Source organism: Pseudomonas sp. GD03842 (assembly GCF_029841165.1).
Classification (GTDB): Bacteria; Pseudomonadota; Gammaproteobacteria; order Pseudomonadales; family Pseudomonadaceae; genus Aquipseudomonas.
Map to the genome: position 1 here is coordinate 97,170 of NZ_JAOCEA010000006.1, position 22,522 is coordinate 119,691.

General features: G+C 61.2%; 16 protein-coding genes. 8 read left to right on the forward strand and 8 right to left on the reverse strand.

The features are described 5' to 3' along the window. Nucleotide 1: 1 nt before the first annotated feature. From N5D61_RS10515 to gloB, 4 genes are all read right to left on the reverse strand, one after another. A complete protein-coding gene (locus tag N5D61_RS10515) occupies nucleotides 2-1,870 on the reverse strand; it encodes an extracellular solute-binding protein (RefSeq protein WP_279892514.1) in 1,869 nt (622 codons plus the stop codon). Then, on the reverse strand, nucleotides 1,867-3,696 hold the full coding sequence (locus N5D61_RS10520; protein ID WP_279892517.1) for an extracellular solute-binding protein: 1,830 nt from the start codon (nucleotides 3,694-3,696) through the stop codon (nucleotides 1,867-1,869). The genes N5D61_RS10515 and N5D61_RS10520 overlap by 4 nt, the downstream gene beginning before the upstream one ends. Before the next feature lie 233 nt (nucleotides 3,697-3,929). Next, nucleotides 3,930-5,537, reverse strand: a complete 1,608-nt coding sequence (locus N5D61_RS10525; protein ID WP_279892519.1) for a lytic transglycosylase domain-containing protein — start codon at nucleotides 5,535-5,537, stop codon at nucleotides 3,930-3,932. A gap of 98 nt (nucleotides 5,538-5,635) precedes the next feature. Further along, nucleotides 5,636-6,415 (reverse strand): hydroxyacylglutathione hydrolase, encoded by a 780-nt coding sequence (gene gloB / locus N5D61_RS10530; protein WP_279892521.1) that lies wholly within the window; start codon nucleotides 6,413-6,415, stop codon nucleotides 5,636-5,638. A 95-nt stretch (nucleotides 6,416-6,510) separates the two neighbouring features. Here gloB and N5D61_RS10535 point away from each other — a divergent pair, with 95 nt between their 5' ends. From N5D61_RS10535 to N5D61_RS10550, 4 genes are all read left to right on the forward strand, one after another. Beyond that, nucleotides 6,511-7,269 carry a methyltransferase domain-containing protein gene (locus tag N5D61_RS10535; RefSeq protein WP_279892523.1) on the forward strand — a complete coding sequence of 253 codons (759 nt, stop codon included), beginning with the start codon at nucleotides 6,511-6,513 and terminating at the stop codon, nucleotides 7,267-7,269. Nucleotides 7,270-7,302: 33 nt separating this feature from the next. Beyond that, nucleotides 7,303-7,755 carry a ribonuclease HI gene (gene rnhA, locus N5D61_RS10540; RefSeq protein ID WP_279892525.1) on the forward strand — a complete coding sequence of 151 codons (453 nt, stop codon included), beginning with the start codon at nucleotides 7,303-7,305 and terminating at the stop codon, nucleotides 7,753-7,755. 162 nt (nucleotides 7,756-7,917) lie between these two features. Beyond that, nucleotides 7,918-8,661 carry a DNA polymerase III subunit epsilon gene (dnaQ, locus tag N5D61_RS10545; protein ID WP_279892735.1) on the forward strand — a complete coding sequence of 248 codons (744 nt, stop codon included), beginning with the start codon at nucleotides 7,918-7,920 and terminating at the stop codon, nucleotides 8,659-8,661. Between the two features lie 57 nt (nucleotides 8,662-8,718). Then, entirely contained in the window at nucleotides 8,719-9,276 is a 558-nt protein-coding gene (locus N5D61_RS10550) for a GNAT family N-acetyltransferase (protein ID WP_108238240.1), read from the forward strand. A 61-nt stretch (nucleotides 9,277-9,337) separates the two neighbouring features. Here N5D61_RS10550 and N5D61_RS10555 read toward each other — a convergent pair whose 3' ends face one another. Beyond that, on the reverse strand, nucleotides 9,338-9,553 hold the full coding sequence (locus N5D61_RS10555) for a hypothetical protein (RefSeq protein WP_108238241.1): 216 nt from the start codon (nucleotides 9,551-9,553) through the stop codon (nucleotides 9,338-9,340). Between the two features lie 301 nt (nucleotides 9,554-9,854). Between N5D61_RS10555 and N5D61_RS10560 the strand changes: the two genes are divergently transcribed. Continuing rightward, a complete protein-coding gene (locus N5D61_RS10560; RefSeq protein ID WP_108238242.1) occupies nucleotides 9,855-10,418 on the forward strand; it encodes an NAD(P)H-dependent oxidoreductase in 564 nt (187 codons plus the stop codon). Between the two features lie 233 nt (nucleotides 10,419-10,651). Continuing rightward, complete coding sequence (locus N5D61_RS10565; protein WP_279892528.1) at nucleotides 10,652-15,940, forward strand: DUF6543 domain-containing protein; 5,289 nt, start codon at nucleotides 10,652-10,654, stop codon at nucleotides 15,938-15,940. Here N5D61_RS10565 and N5D61_RS10570 read toward each other — a convergent pair. The 3 genes from N5D61_RS10570 to N5D61_RS10580 all read right to left on the reverse strand — a co-directional run bounded on the left by N5D61_RS10570 (nucleotide 15,920) and on the right by N5D61_RS10580 (nucleotide 19,289). Further along, nucleotides 15,920-17,071: an acyl-CoA dehydrogenase family protein gene (locus N5D61_RS10570; protein ID WP_279892532.1), complete on the reverse strand. Its 1,152-nt coding sequence runs from the start codon at nucleotides 17,069-17,071 to the stop codon at nucleotides 15,920-15,922. The genes N5D61_RS10565 and N5D61_RS10570 overlap by 21 nt on opposite strands. 3 nt (nucleotides 17,072-17,074) lie before the next feature. Then, nucleotides 17,075-18,172 carry an enoyl-CoA hydratase/isomerase family protein gene (locus N5D61_RS10575; RefSeq protein WP_279892534.1) on the reverse strand — a complete coding sequence of 366 codons (1,098 nt, stop codon included), beginning with the start codon at nucleotides 18,170-18,172 and terminating at the stop codon, nucleotides 17,075-17,077. A 190-nt stretch (nucleotides 18,173-18,362) separates the two neighbouring features. Continuing rightward, nucleotides 18,363-19,289, reverse strand: coding sequence for a MurR/RpiR family transcriptional regulator (locus N5D61_RS10580; RefSeq protein WP_279892536.1), 927 nt, complete (start codon nucleotides 19,287-19,289; stop codon nucleotides 18,363-18,365). 307 nt (nucleotides 19,290-19,596) lie between these two features. Here N5D61_RS10580 and iolC point away from each other — a divergent pair, with 307 nt between their 5' ends. Together iolC and iolE are read left to right on the forward strand one after the other, a co-directional pair. Beyond that, a complete protein-coding gene (gene iolC, locus N5D61_RS10585; protein ID WP_279892539.1) occupies nucleotides 19,597-21,534 on the forward strand; it encodes a 5-dehydro-2-deoxygluconokinase in 1,938 nt (645 codons plus the stop codon). A gap of 51 nt (nucleotides 21,535-21,585) precedes the next feature. Further along, entirely contained in the window at nucleotides 21,586-22,521 is a 936-nt protein-coding gene (iolE, locus tag N5D61_RS10590) for a myo-inosose-2 dehydratase (protein ID WP_108238248.1), read from the forward strand. The last annotated feature ends 1 nt before the right edge of the window (nucleotide 22,522 follow it).

Below are 22,522 nucleotides of genomic sequence, written 5' to 3' on the forward strand. Positions count from 1 at the left end.
GTCAGTGCTCCGTATCCTTGGCCGGTGCTTGTTCGGGCTGCCCCGGATCGGACGCCGGTTGCACTGAAATGGCGGGCGGGGTATCGGGTTTCACCCACCAGGTCATGGTGCCGATGTCGTACAAAGGGGATGTTTTCGGATGACCCAGGTGGTTCCAGTACGCCAGGCGCCAAGTCTTGATGTGCCAGTTGGGGATCACGTAATAGCCCCAGAGCAATGCGCGGTCCAGCGCACGGGTGTGGTCGATCAGGCTCTGCCGCGAATCGGCGTTGATCAAACCCCCGACCAATGCGTCGATGGCCGGGTCCTTCAACCCGATCAAGTTATAGCTGCCGGGTTTGTCGGCAGCCGAAGAGTCCCAGTATTCGCGCTGTTCGTTACCGGGCGAACTGGATTGTGGGAAGCTGCCCACGATCATGTCGTAATCCCGCGAGCGGCGGCGGGTGATGTATTGCGAGACGTCGACCCGGCGAATCTCCAGATTGATGCCGATGTCCGCCAGATTGCGTTTGAACGGCAGCAAGACGCGTTCGAATTCGGTCTGGGCCAGCAAGAATTCGATGGTCACTGGCTTGCCTTCGGTATCGACCATTTTGTCGCCGACGATCTTCCAGCCTGCCTCTTTGAGCAGCGCAAAGGCCTTGCGCTGCTGGTCGCGAATGATGCCGCTGCCATCAGTGACGGGCAGGTTGAATGCTTCGGTGAAGAGGGCAGGCGGCAGTTTGTCGCGCAGCGGCTCGAGGATCTTCAACTCAGCCTCGGATGGCAGGCCCCGCGACGCCATGTCCGAGTTGTCGAAATAGCTTTTGGTGCGGGTGTAGCTGCCGAAGAACAGCTGCTTGTTGGTCCATTCGAAGTCCAGCAGCAGGCTCAGGGCCTGGCGCACGCGAACGTCCTGAAACATCGGTTTGCGCAGGTTGAAGATGAAACCTTGCATGCCCTGCGGGTTGCCGTTGGGGATTTCCTCCCTGATCAGCTTGCCTTCGCGCACGGCCGGTACGTCGTAGGCCGTTGCCCAATTCTTCGCGGTCATCTCTTGCCAGTAATCGAATGCACCCGCTTTGAGGGCTTCGAGGGCCACCGTGTTGTCGCGGTAGTAGTCGGTGGATAGCCGGTCGAAGTTGTAAAAGCCCTTGTTCACGGGCAGGTCTTTGCCCCAGTAATCCTTGACCCGTTCATAGCGCACGGAACGGCCGGCCTTCACTTCGGCCACGCGGTAAGGGCCGCTGCCCAACGGAATTTCCAGGTTGCCTTTGTTGAAATCCCGGCTCGCCCACCAGTGTTTGGGCAAAACCGGCAATTGGCCAATGATCAACGGCAGTTCGCGATTGTTGGTGTGTTTGAACGTGAACAGGACCGTCAGCGGATCTTCGGCGACGACCTTGTCAACGTCCGCATAGTAACTGCGGTACAGCGGCGAGCCGTCCTTGATCAGCGTTTCGAAGCTGAACACCACGTCTTCGGCGCGTACCGGATGGCCATCGTTGAAGCGGGCTTCGGGGCGTAGGTAAAAACGCACCCAACTGTTGTCCGGGGCTTTTTCGATCGTGCTGGCGATCAAGCCATATTCGGTAAAGGGCTCGTCGAGGCCCTGACGCATCAGGGTATCGTAGATCAGGCCGATGTCATCGGCGGGGACGCCTTTGCTGATGAAAGGGTTCAGGCTGTCGAAACTGCCGAAACCGGCGCTGCGAAAGATCCCCCCCTTCGGCGCATCCGGGTTGACGTAGTCGAAGTGTTTGAAGTCGGCCGGGTACTTCGGTGGCTCGTTGTACAGCGTGATGGCGTGTTGTGGAGCGGCGTGGGCGGAACAGGCCAGACCGAACAGGAACAGGCCGCCAGCCCGCGTCAAAGAGCGGAGGGCAGTCATGGGGTTTTCTCCAGGGGCTTGAGCCACCACGCGCGCAGGCCCAGGGTGTAGGGCGGGGTGGTGACGAAGGCAAAGCGATTACGGTACGCCAGCCGATGATTGCTGAGGTACCAGTTGGGAATCATGTAGTGCTGCCAGAGCAGGACGCGGTCCAGTGCCTTGGTCGTGGCGACTTGTTCGTCGCGGGTTTTCGCCGACAGCAGTTGGCTCAGGAGGTTGTCCACCACAGGGTTGACGACGCCCGCGTAATTCTTGCTGCCTTTGGTCGTGGCCTGACTGGAGTGGAAGTACTGCCACTGTTCGAGGCCGGGGCTGAGGGTCTGGCTCAGGGTCATCAGAATCATGTCGAAATCGAACTGGTCCAGTCGCTGCTTGTACTGGGCGCGATCCACCGTGCGCAGCCGAGCGTCGATGCCGATGCGCGTGAGGTCTTCGATGTAGGGCTGCAGAATTCGTTCGAGGCTCGGATTGACCAGAAGTATTTCGAAACGCAACGGCTGCCCAGCGTCGTTGATCAGACCGCGCTCGGTGAACGTCCAGCCCGCTGCAGCGAGCAGACCAAGCGCCTTGCGCAGGGTATCGCGGGGCACGCCGCCGCCATCGGTTTTCGAAACGGTAAACGGCTGGGTGAACAGCTTGGGGGGGAGTTGATCCCGATACGCGGACAGCAGCAGGAATTCGCGGCCTGACGGAACGTCATTGGCCGAGAATTCGCTGTTGGGGTAATAGCTGACCGAGCGCTGGTAGGCGTCATTGAAGAGCGTGCGGTTGGTCCATTCGAAATTGAACATCAGCCCTAGCGCTTCGCGTACGCGGATATCGGCGAAGGTGCTGCGCCGTGTGTTCATGAACAGACCCTGTGTCTGGGTCGGTATCTGGTGGGGGATCTGGGCCTTGATCACCTTCCCTTCGTTCACGGCAGGGAAATCGTATCCGGTCGACCAGTTCTTGGCCTGATGTTCGATGTAGATATCGAATTCTCCGGCCTTGAAGGCTTCGAATGCGACGTCGGCATCCCGGTAGAACTCGACTTGCACTCGGTTGAAATTGTACTTGCCACGGTTGACCGGCAAATCCTTGCCCCAGTAATCCTTGACCCGCTCGAAGACCAGGCTGCGGCCTGGGCGCACCTGGGTGATGCGGTACGGCCCGCTGCCCAATGGTGGGTCAAAGGTGGTGGCTTTGAAGTCGCGGTTCTTCCAGTAGTGTTGTGGCAGCACCGGTAACTCGCCGAGCCGCAGAATCAGTAATGGATTGCCGGAGCGCTTGAATACGAAGCGGATACGGTGGCGGTTGAGGATATCGACCCGTTGCACTTCCTGAAGCGCAGTGCGGTATTGCGGATGGCCGTCTTTCAACAGCGTCCTGTAGGAAAACGCCACGTCGTACGCAGTAATGGGTTTTCCGTCGTGAAAGTGGGCTTCGGGACGCAGATTGAACACCACCCAACTGCGGTCTTCGCTGTACTCAACGGTTTTGGCGATCAACCCGTAGCTGGAGGTGGGCTCATCGCCGGACGGGTCGTACTGGCCCGTGCCGACCATCAGCGGTTCGTTCAGCTCACTGACGCCGTATTGGCCGAAATTGGGGGTGGAAATCGGGCTGCTGCCCTTGAATGTGTAAGGATTGAGCGTATCGAACGTGCCGTTGGCCATGATTCGCAAGGTGCCCGCTTTCGGCGCCTCGGGATTGACCCAGTCGAAATGGGTGAAGCTGGCCGGATACTTGAGGACGCCGAACTGAGCGTAACCATGGCTCTCGCTGATGGTCGCGGCGGCTGTCGTGCTCAAGGCCAGGCTGATGGTCAGCAGCAGGGGGCGTATCAAGTCGGTGTTCGATCCAGGCAGCGGTCGGTCACAGTAACAGCTTGTATGGGCTGGAAAAAGGGTGGGGTAGAGGGGCAGCTGTGTTGGGCGTTGATCGTACCCACGCTCCGCGTGGGAATGCGTCTCCCGACGCTCCGCGTCGACCTGCTAACTGACGCAGAGCGTCAGCGGAGTTGTTCCCACGCGGAGCGTGGGAACAATCCTCTTCAACAGGTTAAGCGCTAGCTGAAGGATCAATGCGGCAAGTACACCGTCAACGTCTGCCCCGGCTTCAGCGCCTGGCCGCTGCGGGGGTTCCAGCGTTTGAGGTGCTGCATCTCGACGTTGAAACGTTTGGCGACCAGATACATCGAATCGCCTTTCTGGATCTTGTATTGCATCGGTTTGCCTTCGGCGCCTTTGCCGCTGCCGTCCGCCTTGGCCACTGCGCGTGCGCTGGCCTTGGCCGGAGCGCGGGTATCCTGCATGACCAGGGTCTGGCCGACTTTCAGGTTGTAGCCGGACAGTTTGTTCCAGTGCTGCAAGTCCTTGACTTCAACCTTGTTGATGCGCGCGATCTGCCCCAGGGTGTCGCCTTTCTTCACTTTATACGTGCGCGTGCGGGCTGGTTTTTCGTCCGCTTCGGCCACTTCTTCGAACACCGGCATGGCCATCTTCATGCCCGGCTGTACAGGAATCGTCAATGCCTGGCCACGTTTGAGGTGGTTGCTGGACAGCTTGTTGAGGTCTTTGAGGGTGCTGGTGGAGACTTTGTAGCGGCTGGCGATGCTGGCCAGGCTGTCACCCGGCCGCACGCGATACTGCTGCCAATCCACCAGTTCCTCGGGCTTCATGTTCGACAGGCTGGCGGTCAGCAATTGCGATTTGGACGTCGGCACCAATAGATGCTGAGGGCCGTCGATCGTCAGCCGCTTCTTGAATGCCGGATTGAGCTGCATCAGTTCGTCTTCGTCGATATTGGCCATCTGCGCGACCTTGGAAAGGTCCATGCGCTGGTTCAACTCGACCACTTCGAAGTAAGGTTTGTTGTCGATGGGGCTGAGGTTGACGCCATAGGCCTCCGGCGACAGGACCACTTGCGACAGTGCCAGCAATTTGGGCACATAGTCGCGGGTCTCCTGCGGCAAGGGCAGGTTCCAGTAGTCAGTCGGGAGGTTGAGTTTCTCGTTGCGTTCGATGGCGCGGCTGACCGTGCCTTCGCCGGCGTTATAGGCCGCCAGTGCCAGCAGCCAGTCCCCGTTGAACATATCGTGCAGCTTGGTCAGGTAGTCCAGTGCGGCAGTGGTGGAGGCGGTGATGTCACGCCGGCCGTCGTAGAAATTGGTCTGACGCAGGTTGAAGTAGCGCCCCGTGGACGGAATGAACTGCCAGATACCCGCCGCGTCACTGCGGGACAACGCCATCGGGTTGTAGGCGCTTTCGATCACCGGCAGCAGCGCCAGCTCCAGCGGCATGTTGCGTTCTTCCAGACGTTCGACGATGTAGTGCATGTAGAGGCTGCCGCGCTCTCCCGCCGTTTCGAGAAACGAAGGGTTGTTGGCGAACCACAGGCGCTGCTGTTCGATACGAGGGTTCAGGTCATTGCCGTCCTGCAATTGGAACCCCTGGCGCATCCGTTCCCAGACATCATGGGGCGGGGCGAGAGGGCTTGGCTTGCGGGCCACGAAAGCGGACTTCGGCTTGACGGTGGCGGGAGGGTGCGCGACGTTTGCCGAGGCGCCGGCGTCCAGGCTGCTGGTCGTCTGACAGCCCGCCAAGGTTGCGCTCGCGACTACCGCGATTGCCTGGGCCAGCCGAGTCAATGCGTCGGAATTAAAGGGATTGCGTGTGGATGACGACATTGGCTGGTGGGGTATCCAGTCGAAAATGTCGGGCGATTCTAGAAAGCGTCTCCGGAACGGTCAACCTTTCAGCATTTTCGTCGAGATTCCCCACCGGTTCAGAACGTGTTTTTCCATTCCCGCAGCGCGGCAAAAACCGCCACGGGCGAGGCATTGTCCGTGCCTGTCCGTTCGTCCGCTTTTTGTTTGACCAAGGGTTGTGAGACGCGCAGGAACGGGTTGGTCCGGTGCTCCAGTGCCAGGGTCGAGGGAAGGCTGATGCGATTTTGCGCGCGCCAGCGGGTGACCTCTTCGAGGCGGCCGGTGACGTCCGGGTTGTTCGGCTCCACCGCAACGGCGAACCGCAGGTTGCTCAAGGTGTATTCGTGCGTGCAATACACCAACGTAGCGTCCGGTAGGGCGCCGAGTCGGCTCAAGGACCGATGCATTTGCTCGGGCGTACCTTCGAAGAGACGACCACAGCCGGCGGCAAACAGCGTGTCGCCGCAGAACAGCAACGGCACCGATGCGTCGGCGTGATAATAGGCAATGTGGCCCAACGTGTGGCCCGGAACAGCGAACAGTTGAAAGTCCAACCCCAGCACCTCGATGCGTTGACCGTCGGTCAGGCCGACGTCACGGGCCGGTATGTTTTCGTCAGCGGGGCCGTAGACCCGGGCGTCGGTGACGTTTTTCAGTTCAGCGACGCCGCCGGTATGATCGGCGTGATGATGCGTGACCAGAATGTCGGTAAGGGTCCATCCCGGGTGGGCCTGCAGCCAACTGAGCACGGGGGCCGCGTCACCCGGATCGACCACGGCGCACCGTTTGTTGGTAGTGTCTTGTAACAACCAGATGTAGTTATCGGTGAAAGCGGGCAGGGCGTCGATCTGTATCATGGCGCGATTCACTTGGCTGGAAACAAAGTGCAATCTTAGAGTCTGAACAGGTTCCAGGCGAGCACCTCGCGCGGGACGTCTCATGGAGACCGAAAATGACCGATGAAGCGTTCGCTCAGGCCGACCCCGAATGGCTTGAGTTGATCAGCTCGGCCCGTGAGTGGTTGTCCGGGCCCGTAGGGCAATTGTTGCTGGAAGAAGAACGCCGCGTACTCGAAGAGGAACTGGAGCGTTTCTTTGGTGGCTACCTGGTGCATTACGGCCCCTCGGCGCAGACGCCGCCCGCCGCCAAGCAGGTGCAACGCAATGTGCGCCTGGGCGCACCACTGCCGGGCGTCGAGATCGTCTGTGAAGAGCAGGCGTGGCCGTTGAGTGAGCATGCCGCCGACGTGGTCGTCATGCAGCACGGTCTGGACTTCTGTCTTTCACCCCACGGCCTGTTGCGCGAAGCGGCGAGCAGCGTTCGCCCCGGTGGGCACCTTGTGATCGTGGGCATCAACCCCTGGAGCGCTTGGGGCATTCGGCATTTTTTTGCCAACGATGCGCTGCGCCGGGCCCGGTGCATCTCCCCGTCACGTGTCGGCGACTGGTTGAATCTGCTGGGCTTCGCGCTGGAGAAACGCCGGTTCGGGTGCTATCGTCCGCCGCTGGCCTCGCCTGCCTGGCAGAGTCGCCTCTCAGGCCTGGAGCGTCTGGGCGGTGGCTGGCAAAGTCCGGGCGGCGGCTTTTACATTCTGGTGGCACGCAAGCTCGTATCGGGCCTTCGCCCGTTGCGCATGCCCCGTCGGGAGCCGATGGGCAAACTGTTGCCGCTGCCGATGGCCAAGGTCAATCGGCGCAGTCCCGAGCCTTGATGGCCGGGCTTCTTCATTTCTGGAACGAGCGCAATGAGCGATACCGTAGAACTCTTTTCCGATGGCGCCTGCAAAGGCAATCCCGGGCCGGGCGGCTGGGGCGCGCTGTTGGTGTGCAAAGGCGTCGAAAAGGAACTCTGGGGCGGTGAAGCCAACACCACCAACAACCGCATGGAATTGCTGGCGGCGATTCGCGGGCTGGAAGAGCTCAAGCGGCCTTGCGATGTGACGCTGGTGACCGACTCGCAGTACGTGATGAAAGGCATCACCGAGTGGATGGCCAACTGGAAAAAGCGTGGCTGGAAGACAGCGGCCAAGGAGCCGGTCAAGAACGCCGACCTGTGGATGCAACTGGATGAGCAGGTCAACCGCCACACGGTCACCTGGAAATGGGTGCGCGGGCATATCGGGCATTACGGCAACGAACGGGCGGATCAACTGGCCAACCGCGGTGTGGCTGAGGTCCGCGGGCTCAAGCACGGCTGAAGGGTGGCGCAGGGTACCGCGCTGTCGGGGTGTCCGTTGCGTGAGCAGGTTGATCTTCAGGGTATTGCGCTGTCCGATCGCGCAGGCCCACACGGCAAAATCCTTGCGTGTTAATATCCGCGCCTGAAACCGAGGCGCCAGGCAATGACTGTAGAAAACACCATCTCTGAACGTCGGGTCGTGCTCGACACCGAAACCACCGGCATGCCCGTCACCGACGGCCATCGGGTGATCGAAATCGGTTGCGTGGAGGTCATCGGCCGGCGTTTGACCGGGCGGCATTTTCACGTCTACCTGCAGCCGGATCGCGAAAGTGACGAGGGCGCTATCGGGGTCCACGGCATCACGGATCAGTTCCTCGTCGGCAAACCGCGTTTCGCCGAAGTGGCGGACGAGTTCTACGAGTTCATCAAAGGCGCGCAGCTGATCATCCACAACGCGCCGTTCGACGTGGGCTTTCTCAACAACGAATTTGCGCTGATCGGGCAACACGACCGCGCCGACCTGTCAGCCTATTGCACGGTACTCGACACGCTGGCCATGGCGCGCGAGCGTCATCCGGGGCAGCGCAACAGCCTCGATGCGTTGTGTAAACGCTACGACGTCGACAACTCCGGCCGCGAACTGCACGGCGCATTGCTTGACTCGGAAATCCTCGCCGACGTCTATCTGGCGATGACCGGTGGCCAGACGACGTTGTCGCTCGCCGCCAACAGTGATGGAGAAGGAGGCGGCGAGCGGCCTTCGGAAGTCCGCCGCATCCTCGACCGCACCCCAGGTCGAATCGTCCTCGCCAGCGAGGCCGAGCTCGCCGAGCACGAAGCGCGCCTGGCGATCATCGCCAAGGCCGCTGGTGCTCCGGCGCTGTGGACCCAGTTGCAGGGCGCGCAAACGCAGCAAGGCTGATCGGTCAGGGCTGCTTTAATGAAGGCAGCCCCTATCATCGATGGCGCAGGAGGCCCGATGACGACACTGCCGAGTCTGGCGCTGAATATTCGCGTCGCCGACGAATGCTTCGAAGATTACCTTCTCAACTGCGAATTCACCTTCACGGTCACCGGTTATGCACAGGTGGTGATGGGGTTGCCCGTGGCGCAATGGCCGGTCGATCCCGTCGAGCCCTACCTGAAGAACTACGGCATCGATTCGCAGGAGTTTTGCAACTACCGGGATGGCGGGGAGGGCACGGTGCTGGTGGCCTGGTCAGGCGAAGATCCGGTCGGTCACCTGGTGATCAGCAAGCACTGGAGCGGATTCGCGCACATCGATGAACTGGCAGTCGACGCAGTTGCACGTGGCAACGGGGTCGCGCGTCAACTGCTCGACGTTGCCCGGCACTGGAGCCGGGAACGCCAACTGCCAGGCATCATGCTGGAAACCCAGAACAATAACCTTGGGGCGTGCCGCCTGTATGAGCGTTACGGGTTCGTCGTAGGCGGCGTGGATCACCTGCGGTATCGCGCGATCGACCCGGGCACGCGGGAAGCTGCGATTTTCTGGTACCTCCTGTTCGACGAGTGAACAGCGCAGGTTTCAGGTCGCCGCCGCAACGTGAAGGGAGGGGCGGCGTCATGGCGGGCGTCTAGCTCACCCGGGTCAGCTTGATTCCGGATTGAACCAGTTCGAACTCGTCGCCGCCCAGATGGGTCACGCGGTCGCCGATGACCAGGCGATAGGTGACCACTTGTTTCATTTCGCCTGTTTCGTCTGGCTTGAAATCATGGAATTCCCGCACGGGATAGATGCGTCCCTCGGCATCTCGTGCATGGAACTGTGCGACATGATCATGTGAAGCCATTTGCTGTGTAACCTCTGAAAAAACCGCTGGTTTGCGCACAGCCTGACACTGCCCGCCGTAAATCCTTGTTCGTTTCAAGACTCGGCTGCCGAACCTTCGGGCGCCTCCCGCGCTCAAGCCCTTCAGACCGTGTTTTTTCAGGGTAGTTTGGGGCCAAGTAAAAAAATGTGTCGAGAAAGGGCAGGTGACACCCTGGTGGTAGATCGGATGGTTCGATCAAAGACAACGAAAAACAGCGCTGAATAAACGGCGTGTTTCATCTATAACTGTCACTCCTCCCATCACATAGAAGGTCAGGTTCATGAGCCAGGTTCATTCGATCGCAGTCATTGTCGGCAGCTTGAGAAAAGAGTCCATCAACCGCAAAGTCGCCCGCGCACTGGCCGAGTTGGCCCCTCCCAGCCTGAAACTGAACATCGTCGAAATTGGCGACCTGCCTCTGTACAACGAAGACATCGACCACGATTCGCCACCCGCCGCTTACACCGCCTTCCGTCAGGCGTTGCAGGGGGCTGACGGGTTTCTGTTCGTGACCCCCGAATACAACCGTTCCGTGCCAGGTGCGCTGAAAAACGCCATCGACGTGGGGTCGCGTCCCTACGGTCAGAGCGCGTGGGGCAAAGCCAAACCCGCAGCGGTGATCAGCGTGTCCCCAGGTGCCATCGGAGGATTCGGTGCCAACCAGCACCTGCGCCAGAGTTTCGTCTTCCTCGACGTGCTGTGCATGCAACAGCCCGAGGCGTATCTGGGAAATGCCGGTAGCTTCTTCGATGAGCAGGGCAAGCTGAGCGAGAAAACCCGTCCATTCCTGCAGAGCATCATTGATGCGTTTGCCGCGCATGTGGCGCGTACCTTGAAGGCGTGACGCCCAGCCCATCCGCAGCGGCGGCTTCGAGGGGGCGTGCTCGTCACGCCCATTCCGACATGGCGTCGCCTGCGGTTGAGTCGTCGTGCCCTGCGCCGAGTCAATCGGAATTTTCAGCGCCTTTGTACAGCATTATGTAGCGCAGTTGCCCTCACGCTTCCCCTTACGCTCCTTCCATGTCGCCCTACCGGGCCTTTTGCCTGGTAAGGCTTTTCCATGAAAAAGGAGCCTTCATGTTCACCCCCCTTTCACGTTTCTTCCACAGTGCATCGCTGCGCACGCGATATAGCGATGCCTTGGGCCGTGCCCTCGCGGGTCAGCGCATCGACACCTCCGAGCAGGCCTGGTTGCTGAGCATTGCCCAACCGATGCAATCTGAACCGGACCCGGTCAGGGTCGACAGGTTGTTATTGGCAGACGGCGCCGTCCAGACCTTTGATCTCGTTGCCGCCCTTGTGTTGAGCCACACCGACGTGGCTATTCCGAAGGTCTACCTTTATACCCTCGCCGATGGCCTTGAAGCCTTCAATGATCGAGCGGCGTTGCTGGACGTGCTGCTCAGCCGGTTTTCGCCAGCGCCCCAGGATGCTTTGTTCGAGGTCCAGCGAATCGAGGGCGACCCCTTCAAGGCGCAGATGCTGGCGGTCATCGATCATCAAGCCAGGCACGTCGAGCAGTTGAGCAGCGTTTTGCGTCAAACGCCCACGCTCATGGACGCCGCCAACGCTGCACTGGGCCTGCGCCTGCGCGAGACGCTACCGCAGATGAGCATCGACCCCAAGGCACACATCCTTCAGGTCGTGCCGATCACGCAGAGCGACGACCTGATCCCCTTCACGCAGACCCTCACACAGGCCGCATTCCAGGATTTCTGTGGCGTACCGCTGTCGGCAGTAGGTCGTCGGCAATTCCTCGACACCCGAGGCCGTGTGGCCGGCCCCTCCGATCACGCGCTGTTTACGACGGCGATCGCCAATGCGGTGGCCACCACCCCTCAGGTCTACGGTCAGATGCTCCGGGCATACTGGCGCGGAATCTGGCGTGACCGCCGTACCCGGCGCGACCTCGCCATCGAAAGCTTCAAGAACAGTGTGCACTTCGAAATGTACTCGCGGTTACATGACGGCTCAGTGGGTGCTGACCGATTCCGGGCACTTCTGCCGTTGCTTCGCTCGACCGTCGGCGCGCCTCCCGCTGGCAGTCCGCTGCGCTGTCAGCGATTGAATATCAGCGTAGGAAACAGTGCACCCATGGCGCTGGCAGGCACGTTCATTCTCCAGCCCGACAAGAACGATGCATCGATTCTGTGGTTTTCACCGCAACACACGCTGGTGAATTTCCAGAGCGTAACCGCTTTGGTACAGCACTTGACCACCTCGGCCGGACGTCGGCAAATGCGCGCTGCGGTGGCATTGCAGGATCAACCCGTCCTGCTCAGCCCGGGGCCGCTGCAAGTCGAACCGCAGGATATCGGTGAGCCCCTGTTTATGGACCGCGTCGACTCGATTCTGGAGTTGCAGCATCGCAATCTCGCGTACGCCGCAGGCATTTTCAGCGCCTCGGACCAGCGCGTCCCGATGCTCGACGATGCGCTCGACATCCGTGCTTTACTCGACCCTCGGCAGTTACGGTTCAGCGAAGGGCGCTGGCGCGACGACGGTTCTGCCGCCTTCCGCGATCGATGGCTCGGGCCGTCCCTGTCGACGTCTCCGTCCTCGACCGATGCAAGCGGAGCCGACCCTGCGGCCACTCGCCCGCTGTCGTGGATAGAGCAAACACGGGAATTCGACGCCAAGGTCGAGCGTTTGAGGCAGATGGACCCTGTGCTGCCCCAGCATGCCGCGGATTTATTGCAACGCTACTTGTGCGTGTTGATCAACGAGCCGGTCGACCCGACCAAGGTTCAGGTCCATTGGCTGGTTCCTCGGTCGGACGCCGCGGTTGATGACGCCTCTCCGGGAGTTGCAGTCAGTGAAGCCCAGCAGGCCGTGACGATGGACCTGGTGACCCTCCTGCTGGAGTGTGTCAGCGGCCGCCGCGACGGCCGCTTGCCCCGCGGGGCTCAGGTGCGTTGGATGACCGCGGCGTCGGGGGGAAGTCTCGAAGTCGAAGCGGTCAATCACGCGCTCGAAAAGGCCCGCGCGGAATTCGCCGAGCGCTACCTGCAACGGTTCACACAAGATCGGACGGGGCCGGTGCGACGGCAGGACAGTTGCGTGCTTCCCTTTGCCGAAGCGTTGAATCTGCGGGAAGACGCCATGCGCCTGGGCCTGGCATTGGCGACGCGTCAGGGCTGGATCGACAAGCCGTGCAGCGACATGGTCTGGCAACTGATGAATCGCCCTGCGCGCGCGCTTCGCCAGGCACTTGGCACACCGGTGACGGACGCTTTTTTCGTGTCCTTGACCTACGGCGACCACGCCCATGCCAGGTTGGGCGACACGCTGGCCTTGAGGCAAGGTGATGACGCCGATTCGCCGATCGTGCTGTGGTCTTGTACTTCAGGCTGGGTGCAATTCGAGTCGCTCCAGCGGCTGGAATCGGTATTGCTGGGCAAATTCTACGGCGCCCATCGTGAGCGCTGGCTGGATTTGCTGGGTGAGCTCGATGGCGCTCGGGTCCGCAATTACTTGCTCGATGCGGACCACGGCCCCCTAGCGCTCCGGCTGGATCGGATCGACGGGCATGTCATCGAGGCGCTGCAACAACAGGCATTGGCCCATCAACAGCAGCGTGTGGGGCAATTGTGCCCCCGTGCGGCGCGCCAGGGTTTGCAAGGGACGCTGATGGCCTCCCTGGCACCGGAAGCCGAGCTCGACTGGCTGCTGTCCGACATGCTCGACGAGTTGGCCGTGCGCATTCGCAACAGCTTGTTCGAGGCGCTGTTGCCAACCTGGCTGACTTCAGCGTCGGTGGCCGAGCAGCGACTGTACGACGAGCTTCTTCATCGCTACTACCTCGATAGCGATGGTGGCAAGGACTTCCTGTTCGACATTCCTCCATTGGGTGCCTACACCCGCGAACGCCTGGCGACGGCGCTTAACCGGGACTTTCCTGGCCAGGCGCTCGATCCGGACCGGATCGGGGTCGTTTCCCAGCAGTATGTCAGCGCCCTTCCACCGGTCGGGCAGTTGCCGTCGTCGGTGCCCGCTGCGACCATCAGGCACCGCGAGACACTCACTGAGTACGCGATCAACCGCTTCATCGATTATCAGGACGCCGCGATCAGCGTAGCGTCCGATGACCAGCCTCAGGCCGTCGCGCTGTTGACCCCCACCTACCTGCGCCGGCTGATCAGGACGCTTGACATCGGCACGGGCTATCGGACGTTGTTGAGCGAGGCATTGAATCCCGCGGATCCGCAATTCCCCAAGCGCAAACGATTGTTCATCGAACAGGTGCCCTCGGTCATCCAGGCGATCACCCTGTCGGAAAAGCTGCAAGGCAAACTCAGCCTCGTCGGTTATCAATTCGTCGCCAGTATCTTCGAGATGCCCGATGGTCTGGCGCGAGAGCCCGTCAGTGGCGTGCAGATCATCATCACTCCGCTGCAACTGGTGGCCGATGCGGGCATGACGCCTGACCGCGCAGCTGGGGTGTATCTTATTCGCCCGACATCGGGTGAAGCCGGGCCGATCGTTCTCTGCGCGCTTCATCATTCGCCGTTCATGTTTCGTGAGTACGCCAGCGAAGCAGCGCTGCTGGAGGATATTCGCCAAGACCGGCCGCTGCAGGCGCTACTGCTGGAGCGGCTCGATCCTAAGGTGCATCGTCGCTATGCTCATGGAGGATTTGTCGAGCCGCATCTGCCTTTCCTGGAAAACGGCCCGGGGGATGTACCGTTCGAAAGGCCGGGGCCGGTTACGCTGGCGGTGGCAGAGATCAAAGGCAATGCGCTGCAGGTGCTGTTCGATGACACCGTCAAGCTGTTGATCGATGCCAGCGTGGCCAATACCGTGACCAACGATGAGACGGACCGCGCAGGGCGGGTGTTTCTCGCCAAGCTGGGCTTCGAACAGGTCATGACACTGCTGCCGGACAAGCTCGTGGCACTGATCATGTTGTGGCAGAGCCAGGATCTGTTTCGCGCTTCTGCAGCCGCGGCTTCGCAACATCGCTGGGGGGAAGCGCTGTCAGAGTTTTCCGCCGCCTTGGGCGTGATGGTCAGCGTGCGGGAAAAGCGCCTCGACGACAATCCGACCGAAGATGTCGACGTGACGGAATCGAATGCGAATCGAGAAACCACTCCCGCACCTGCATTCAGCTGGCGCACCGCTTCGCTGACCACTGCGCAGCGCGTCGCACTGAGCCGTCTGGAGGCCAGGGAGGTGACACTGCAATCCCTGCGTCATGACCCGTTGCTCAATCTTTATCGAGGCGAGCCGGGCGATACGTCTTATGCCGTGGTGGAGGGCAAGGTGTATCAGGTGCAGCAGCTCTCCGAGAACGGTGACTGGCGTATTGTGGGGGAAAATGGCCAGCCTGGGCCCCGTCTGCTTCTCGACGGGACCCAGCACTGGCAACTTGACCTGGACCTGCGTCTGCGCGGGGGAGGCGGCGCCTCTGGCCGTTATCACCAATCCAGGGTGGATCAGATGGCCGAAGACTTGATCGTTATCGAGGCCAGCGGTATGCCGCAGATCCGTCAGTTGTACCGCGACCGCGCCAGGCGCATCGGGCAGGCGCATCTGAAAGCCAAGCGTTACCTGGAAGACGCCATGGATAATCTGCATGCCTATCGGCGCCAGCCCGGGCAGGCGTCCAAGGTGAAGGACATCATCGGAGACTTCTTCGGCACCGACGCCCCCGAGCCATGGTTGGTGGACAGCGTGGATCGTGCGGCAAGGGGGTTGTTCGCCGCGATCATGGATTCATCGCTGGCGCCGTTCACCTCTACCCGTTATGTCGTCGGCTCCACTCGGTCCGGGAGTGAAGGCGTCACGGCTTTTATCGTCACCGGCGACCCCAAGCAGCGTATTTTCCTCACTGAGCGCTTCTTTAACGTGCCCCATTTCGCCTTGAAACCGGCAGCAAGGGCGGAAGGTTTCGATCCGGCCGCCCACTATCGGGCCGCGAACCTGATCCACGAACTGTCGCATCAGGTGCTCGACACCTACGACATCGAGTACCTGGAATCCATGGCGCCGTACCCCGATCTGTTGGCAGACGACAGCGCTGATGCCCTCGCAACCCGTGTGATGGCAGCCCGGCTGCACGGCGAGCGATTGTCCCATCGCAGTACCAGGGACATGTTGTTCACCGTGTACGAGGCAGGCAGACGTCGTGACCTTCAGCAGGCCGATGGGCGTGGCTATGAGGTGATCCTTCGGCTGACAGGGAAGAAAACGGTCGACCAGGCACGGGACGTGTTTTTGGCCGACCTGAGGGTACGAAGCGAGATCATCCTCAGGAATGCCGATTCGCTGACCCTCTTGATTCTGAAACTGGGACGGCGCAACTTCACCGTGCCGACTCCACCGCCGATTCGACGAAACAGGGCGTTACAGGACGTAGTGGCGTAACTCCCGTGCGATCAGCAAGCGTTGGATCTCGCTGGAGCCTTCGTAGATCTGGGTGATGCGCGCGTCCCGGTATAATTTTTCCACCGGGTAATCTTCCAGATAGCCATACCCGCCGTGGATCTGCACAGCCTTGGAGCAGACCCACTCGGCCATTTCCGAGGCAAACAGCTTGGCCTGGGAGGCCTCGGACAAACAGGGCCTGCCCGCCGTGCGCAAGCGCGCGGCGTGCAGGACCATCAGCCGAGCGGCATTGATGCGCGTGTGCATGTCGGCGAGCAGATTGGAAACGCTTTGGTGGTCGATGATCGGCTTGTCGAATTGCACGCGCTCCCGGGCGTAGGCAAGGGCCGCTTCGAAGGCTGCACGGGCAATGCCCAAGGCCTGGGCGGCGATGCCGATCCGGCCGCCTTCCAGGTTGGACAAGGCAATTGCCAGCCCCTTGCCCCGTTCGCCCAGCAGGCTGGTTTGGGGAAGACGGCAGTTGCTCAAGGTCACCGCGCAGGTGTCCGATGCGCGAATGCCCATTTTGTGCTCCATGCGATCGACGTGGTAGCCGGGGTTGTCGGTGGGCACCAGAAACGCCGAAATACCTTTCTTCCCCAATTCCGGGTCAGTGACGGCGAAGACGATGGCCAACTGCGCGCGCTTGCCATTGCTGACGAACTGTTTCGCGCCGTTGAGCACCCATTCGCCGTTCTTGAGTTCGGCGCGGGTGCGCAGGTTGTGCGCCTCGGAGCCCGCTTGAGGTTCGGTCAGGCAAAAGCAGCCGATGGCCTTGCCGCTCGCAAGCTTCTCCAGCCATTGGCCCTTCTGGGCATCGGAGCCGTAATTGAGGATCGGCCCGCAGCCCACCGAGCTGTGCACACTCATCAACGTTCCGGTGGCCGCGTCCCCCGCCGAGATCTCCTCGACCGCCAGCGCGTAGGCGACGTAATCGATGTAGGTGCCGCCCCATTCTTCCGGGACGATCATCCCCAGCAAGCCCAGGTCGCCCAGTTTTTCGATCACCGCGTCGTCGATCCAGCCCTGTTGTTCCCAGGTACGGGCGTGGGGCGCGATCTCGTTGCGGGCGAACTCCCGGGCCATGTCGCGGATCATGATGTGTTCTTCGGTCAGTTCAAGGTCTTGCATGGCTCATGCCTCATGACCGCTGAAGAAGCTCGCCACCTGCTCGGCATCCAGTGCCTGCACCGTGGGCGGGTTCCAATGCGGTTTCTTGTCTTTGTCTACGATCAGGGCTCGAACGCCCTCGATCAGGTCGCCTCGTTCGAACCATTGACGATCGAGGTGCAGCTCCAGGTCGAAGCAGGTCTCCAGCGGCAAGTGACGGCCCCGGCGCAGCAGCTCCAGCGTCACGGCCATGGCCAGGGGGGAACGGGTGTTCATCAGGTTGGCCGTGTCCACGGCCCACTGATGGGTGTCGAAAACCGTCACCTCCTGTAACTGTTCGATGATGCTCGGGATATCCGGCAGGGCAAAGAAGTGGTCGATGGCCGGACGTAGTTTTTCCAGCGGTGCATCGGGCAGGTGCTGTACGGCCATTCGAGCCAAGACGCCTTGCAGGGCCTTGAGCGGGGTCAGCGTCCATTTCAACGCGTCGAGTTGGCGATCCAGCTCCGCCAGACGTGCGCTTTGCAGGTACCAGTCCGCCAGCCCGCAGTACAGCGCATCGGCGGCCTGGATTTGCACGCCGGTCACCCCCAGGTACACGCCGAGCTCTCCGGGAACCCGCGGCAGAAAATAACTGCCGCCGACGTCCGGAAAATAGCCGATAGCCACCTCCGGCATCGCCAGGCGGCTGCGCTCGGTGACCACCCTCAGGTCGACCCCTTGGGCCAGGCCCATGCCGCCGCCCAGTACGAAGCCGTCCATCAGGGCGACGACGGGTTTGCGGTAATGATGCAAGGTGAGGTCCAGCGCATATTCTTCGACGAAGAAGCGCTGATGCAGCGTCTGGTGATTTTTGAAACTGTCGTACAGCGCGCGGATATCGCCCCCGGCACAGAAGGCTTCTTCCCCGGCGCCCCGCAGCACGACGGCATAGACCTTGTCGTCCTGAGCCCAGAGGTCCAGTTGCCGTTGAAGCTGGCGAACCATGGGCAAATCGATCGCGTTCAGCCCTTGCGGACGATTGAGGGTAATGTGGCCAATGTGATTGCGTACTTCGGTCAGAACGGTGTCGCAGGCCGGTTGCTGGCCTGGGGACCTTGCCGGTACTACCTGTGCCGTCATGGTTGCCTCCCTGTGGCTTTTGTTTTTTTGCTCATTCAGACGACCGCAAGCGGGCCGCCTTCCGTGAGATGCACTCGGATGCTAACAGCGCAATTTTGCAAATGACAATGAAGAATCCTGCACCTCGGCCCTGCAAGTTTGCATAGGCTTGATGGCCGTCCGCAGGCACGCCGGTTTGACGTGCGGGCGCTCAGTCATCGAAACCGACGTGCTCGGACATTTCGTCGACTTTCAGCTCCAGACGGTACGCCACTGCGATGAACAGGGCCTGACACAGGCACAGCGTGGCGCTCAGGGAGCGGAACGCGAACGAGCTGCCCTCATTGACCAACAGCACGGCATTCGCGCGTTTGGCCAGTGGCGACAGGTTGCTATCGGTAATGATCAACGTCTTCGCCTGATGATGCTGAGCGATGCGCAAACAGTGCTGGGTTTCCTTGGCGTAGGGGGTAAAGCTGATGGCGATCACCAGGTCATTGGCCCGCACGCTGCGCATCTGTTCGCGGTAGCTGCCGCCCAGCCCCGAAATCAGGTGAATGCGCTTGTTGGTGTGCTGCAGGTTATAGACCAGGTAGTCGGCCACGGCGAAGGAACGGCGCACGCCCACCACGTAGATGTTGTCGGCATTGACCACCAGATCGACCGCCTTTTCGAAGGCTTCATCGTCCAGCTCCAGGGCCAGCCGCTCGAGCCCGGACAGGGTGGCATTGACGCACTCTCGAGCCAGGTCCCCGCCACTGGCCCTCTGCGTTTTGTTGGCGATCATGTTGCGGATGCGTTGCTGATAGTTCTGTACCGGCGTCGCTTTGTGGGTGTACGCCTCTCGGAACAGCGCCTGCATTTCGCTGAAGCCGCTGAAGCCGAAGCGCTGGGAGAAGCGCACGATCGCGGAGGGGTGCACCTCGCATTCACGGGCAATGTCGCTGATGCGGTCAACCATGATCCGATCGCTCTGCTGGCTCATGTAACTGGCGATGCGCTTGAGCTGGCGCGGCAAACCGTCGTATTCGGCTGTGATCAGCTTGAGCAGGGCATCCGCCGTCTCGGGCGCGGCGGCGATGGTCGGTGCGGTGCTGTCATCGGTGTCAGGCATGGACGGCTGATCGGTGCTGGACATGCGTACAAAATCCTCAAGCTTTTTCCTGTAGGGCGCGCTGGTTCGCCATTCACCTTGCCGTGGTCGGGCAGCGGTACTGCCAGCGAAGCGTCAATGCCCGCGAGGGCGGTTGCCGAAGTTTACAGGGCTTGCCCCATAACTTGCCTGTTTACCACGATTCAATTCTGCTTGCGCGTGAATGGAAAAAAATTTCCACATGAAAATAATTTAGAAAAAATCGTTGATCCCGTCATCTCAGCGTTCTAGTCTGCATTCACCAACAGGGCTTGCCGAAAAGCCCGGGCTTATAACAACAAGAGGAGCCAGCATGGGCCAGAGTCGTTTTGCCGGTGGGCGTCCGCTGGACGTGGTGTGTATCGGGCGCCTGGGCGTCGATCTGTATGCCCAGCAAGTGGGCGCGCGGCTCGAAGACGTCAGCAGCTTCGCCAAATACCTGGGCGGCTCCTCCGCCAACATTGCGTTCGGCACGGCCCGCCTTGGTGTCAAGTCGGCCATGCTGACCCGCGTCGGTGACGATCACATGGGCCGTTTTCTCGTCGAATCTCTGGCCCGGGAAGGTTGCGATGTGAGCGGCATCAAGGTCGACGCCGAGCGCCTGACCGCGATGGTGCTGTTGGGGATCAAGGATCGCGAAACCTTTCCGTTGGTGTTTTATCGGGAAAACTGCGCCGACATGGCGTTGAGCGCCGAGGACATCGACGAAGCGCAGATTGCATCGAGCAAGGCGCTGTTGATTACAGGCACTCATTTCTCCACCGATCAGGTGTTCAAGGCCAGCAGTCAGGCGCTGGATCACGCCGAAAAGCATGACGTGCGACGGGTGCTCGACATCGATTACCGCCCCGTGCTCTGGGGACTGACCGGCAAGGCCGATGGCCAGACGCGGTTCGTCGCCGATCAGGGCGTCAGCGAGCATGTGCAGCGCATCCTGCCGCGCTTCGATCTGATTGTTGGCACCGAGGAAGAATTCCTCATCGCGGGCGGCTCGACCGACCTGCTCGACGCTTTGCGCAATGTACGCGGACTGACCGCCGCGACGCTGGTGGTCAAGCTGGGGCCGCAAGGTTGTACGGTGATTCACGGCGCCATTCCGGCACGCCTGGAAGACGGTTCCATCTACCCTGGCGTAAAGGTCCAGGTGCTCAACGTGCTCGGCGCGGGCGATGCCTTCCTGTCGGGGTTCCTCAAAGGCTGGCTCAACGATGAAAGCGACGAGCGTTGCTGTCAGTTGGCCAATGCCTGCGGCGGCCTGGTCGTGTCGCGCCATGCCTGCGCGCCCGCCATGCCCACCCTGGCCGAGTTGGCTTACTTGTTCGACAGCCCGGTGCCGATCACCCGGCCCGATCAGGATCCGGTGTTGCAACGCCTGCATCAGGTGAGTGTGCCGCGCAAGGCATGGAAACAACTGTTCATCTTTGCCTTCGATCATCGTGGGCAACTGGTGGAACTGGCCCAGCGGGCAGGTCGGGATCTGGCGTGCATCAGTCAGCTCAAGCGCCTCTTCGTTCACGCCGTGGAGCGGGTCGAGGCGGACCTGCTCAAGCGCGGCATCGAGGCCGACGTCGGGGTGCTGGCCGACCACCGCTTCGGCCAGGACGCGCTGAACGCCGCCACGGGGCGCGGCTGGTGGATCGCGCGCCCGGTCGAAGTGCAGGGGTCGCGGCCACTGGCGTTCGAACTGGGTCGCTCCATGGGCAGCCATCTGGCGAGCTGGCCGAAAGAGCAGATCGTCAAGTGTCTGGTGCAGTACCACCCTGACGACGAGCCGCTGTTGCGCCTGGAACAGGAGGCTCAATTGATGGGGTTATACGAAGCGACCCAGGCCAGCGGTCACGAATTACTGCTGGAGATCATCCCACCCAAGGATCATCCGTCGACCTATCCGGATGTGATCTACCGTTCGCTCAAGCGCCTTTACAATCTGGGGATTTACCCCGCGTGGTGGAAGATCGAAGTCCAGCCTGCCCAGGTTTGGGAGCAACTCGATGCGCTGATCCGAGAGCGTGATCCCTATTGCCGAGGTGTGGTGCTGCTGGGGCTCAACGCTCCCGCTGAAAGCCTCGCCGCCGGTTTCCGCGAGGCAGGCAGAAGCACAAGCTGCCGCGGCTTCGCTGTGGGCCGCACGATCTTTCATGAGCCCAGTCGAGCCTGGCTGGAAGGCGAGATTGATGACGCCGGGCTGATCAGCCGCGTGCAAAGCACGTTCGGTTTCCTGATCGAATCCTGGCGTGATGCCCGGTCCTGACGTCGGCACCTGTCGGCGCTCGGTAACGTGATTCAAACAAAAGGTGCAGCCATGCCCGCTTCCGCAATCCGAATTGGCATCAACCCGATTTCCTGGAGTAACGACGACCTGCCTGCACTGGGCGGTGAGACACCGCTGAGCACCGCGCTGAGTGAGGGCAAGGCCATCGGTTACGCGGGGTTCGAGCTCAACGGCAAATTTCCCAAGGACGCTCGTGGCGTGGCCGATGCCCTGCGGCCCTATGACTTGGCGCTGGTCTCCGGCTGGTATTCCAGCGGCCTGGCCCGGCGCTCGGTCGCCGAAGAGATCGACGCCATTGCCGGCCCTCTCGAACTGCTCAAGCATAACGGCGCCAAGGTGCTCGTCTACGGCGAAGTGGCCGATTCGATTCAAGGCCAGCGGGTCCGGCTGGTCGAGCGTCCGCGGTGGTACAGCGACCGGGCCTGGCAGATTTATGCCGACAAGCTCACGGAGCTGGCGCGTTTCACCCTGTCCCAGGGCGTGCGCCTGGCGTATCACCACCACATGGGGGCGTATGTGGAGGCCCCGGAAGACATCGACAGGTTGATGGCGCTGACCGGCAGCGAGGTGGGGCTGCTGTTCGATTCGGGCCACTGTTACATGGGGGGCGGCGACCCGTTGCAGGTGCTGCGCAAACACGTCGATCGGGTCTGCCATGTGCATTTCAAGGATGTGCGCAAAGCCGTGGTGCAACTGGCGCGCAACCAGCTCTGGAGTTTTCCGGACTGCATCGTTAACGGCACTTTCACTGTGCCGGGTGACGGAGACATCGACTTCGCGGCATTGCTGGACGTGCTGTTGCAGGCAGGCTACGAAGGCTGGCTGGTGGTCGAGGCCGAGCAGGATCCGGCGGTGGCCCCCAGCTACGTCTATGCAAAAAAGGGTTACGACACGGTGCGCGCACTGTTGTCCGCCGCGCAGGAACGCAACGCGGGCCTTCACCCGCCTTCCCACAGGAGCTTGTGAG

What these genes read in the sequence shown, in the direction of transcription:
- N5D61_RS10575 (WP_279892534.1), bottom strand. Translation starts at nt 18,172, where the DNA reads ATGACGGCACAGGTAGTACCGGCAAGGTCCCCAGGCCAGCAACCGGCC.
- iolC (WP_279892539.1), top strand. Translation starts at nt 19,597, where the DNA reads ATGGGCCAGAGTCGTTTTGCCGGTGGGCGTCCGCTGGACGTGGTGTGT.
- N5D61_RS10550 (WP_108238240.1), top strand. Translation starts at nt 8,719, where the DNA reads ATGACGACACTGCCGAGTCTGGCGCTGAATATTCGCGTCGCCGACGAA.
- N5D61_RS10555 (WP_108238241.1), bottom strand. Translation starts at nt 9,553, where the DNA reads ATGGCTTCACATGATCATGTCGCACAGTTCCATGCACGAGATGCCGAG.
- N5D61_RS10570 (WP_279892532.1), bottom strand. Translation starts at nt 17,071, where the DNA reads ATGCAAGACCTTGAACTGACCGAAGAACACATCATGATCCGCGACATG.
- N5D61_RS10560 (WP_108238242.1), top strand. Translation starts at nt 9,855, where the DNA reads ATGAGCCAGGTTCATTCGATCGCAGTCATTGTCGGCAGCTTGAGAAAA.
- N5D61_RS10580 (WP_279892536.1), bottom strand. Translation starts at nt 19,289, where the DNA reads ATGTCCAGCACCGATCAGCCGTCCATGCCTGACACCGATGACAGCACC.
- N5D61_RS10535 (WP_279892523.1), top strand. Translation starts at nt 6,511, where the DNA reads ATGACCGATGAAGCGTTCGCTCAGGCCGACCCCGAATGGCTTGAGTTG.
- gloB (WP_279892521.1), bottom strand. Translation starts at nt 6,415, where the DNA reads ATGATACAGATCGACGCCCTGCCCGCTTTCACCGATAACTACATCTGG.
- N5D61_RS10515 (WP_279892514.1), bottom strand. Translation starts at nt 1,870, where the DNA reads ATGACTGCCCTCCGCTCTTTGACGCGGGCTGGCGGCCTGTTCCTGTTC.
- N5D61_RS10525 (WP_279892519.1), bottom strand. Translation starts at nt 5,537, where the DNA reads ATGTCGTCATCCACACGCAATCCCTTTAATTCCGACGCATTGACTCGG.
- N5D61_RS10565 (WP_279892528.1), top strand. Translation starts at nt 10,652, where the DNA reads ATGTTCACCCCCCTTTCACGTTTCTTCCACAGTGCATCGCTGCGCACG.
- rnhA (WP_279892525.1), top strand. Translation starts at nt 7,303, where the DNA reads ATGAGCGATACCGTAGAACTCTTTTCCGATGGCGCCTGCAAAGGCAAT.
- iolE (WP_108238248.1), top strand. Translation starts at nt 21,586, where the DNA reads ATGCCCGCTTCCGCAATCCGAATTGGCATCAACCCGATTTCCTGGAGT.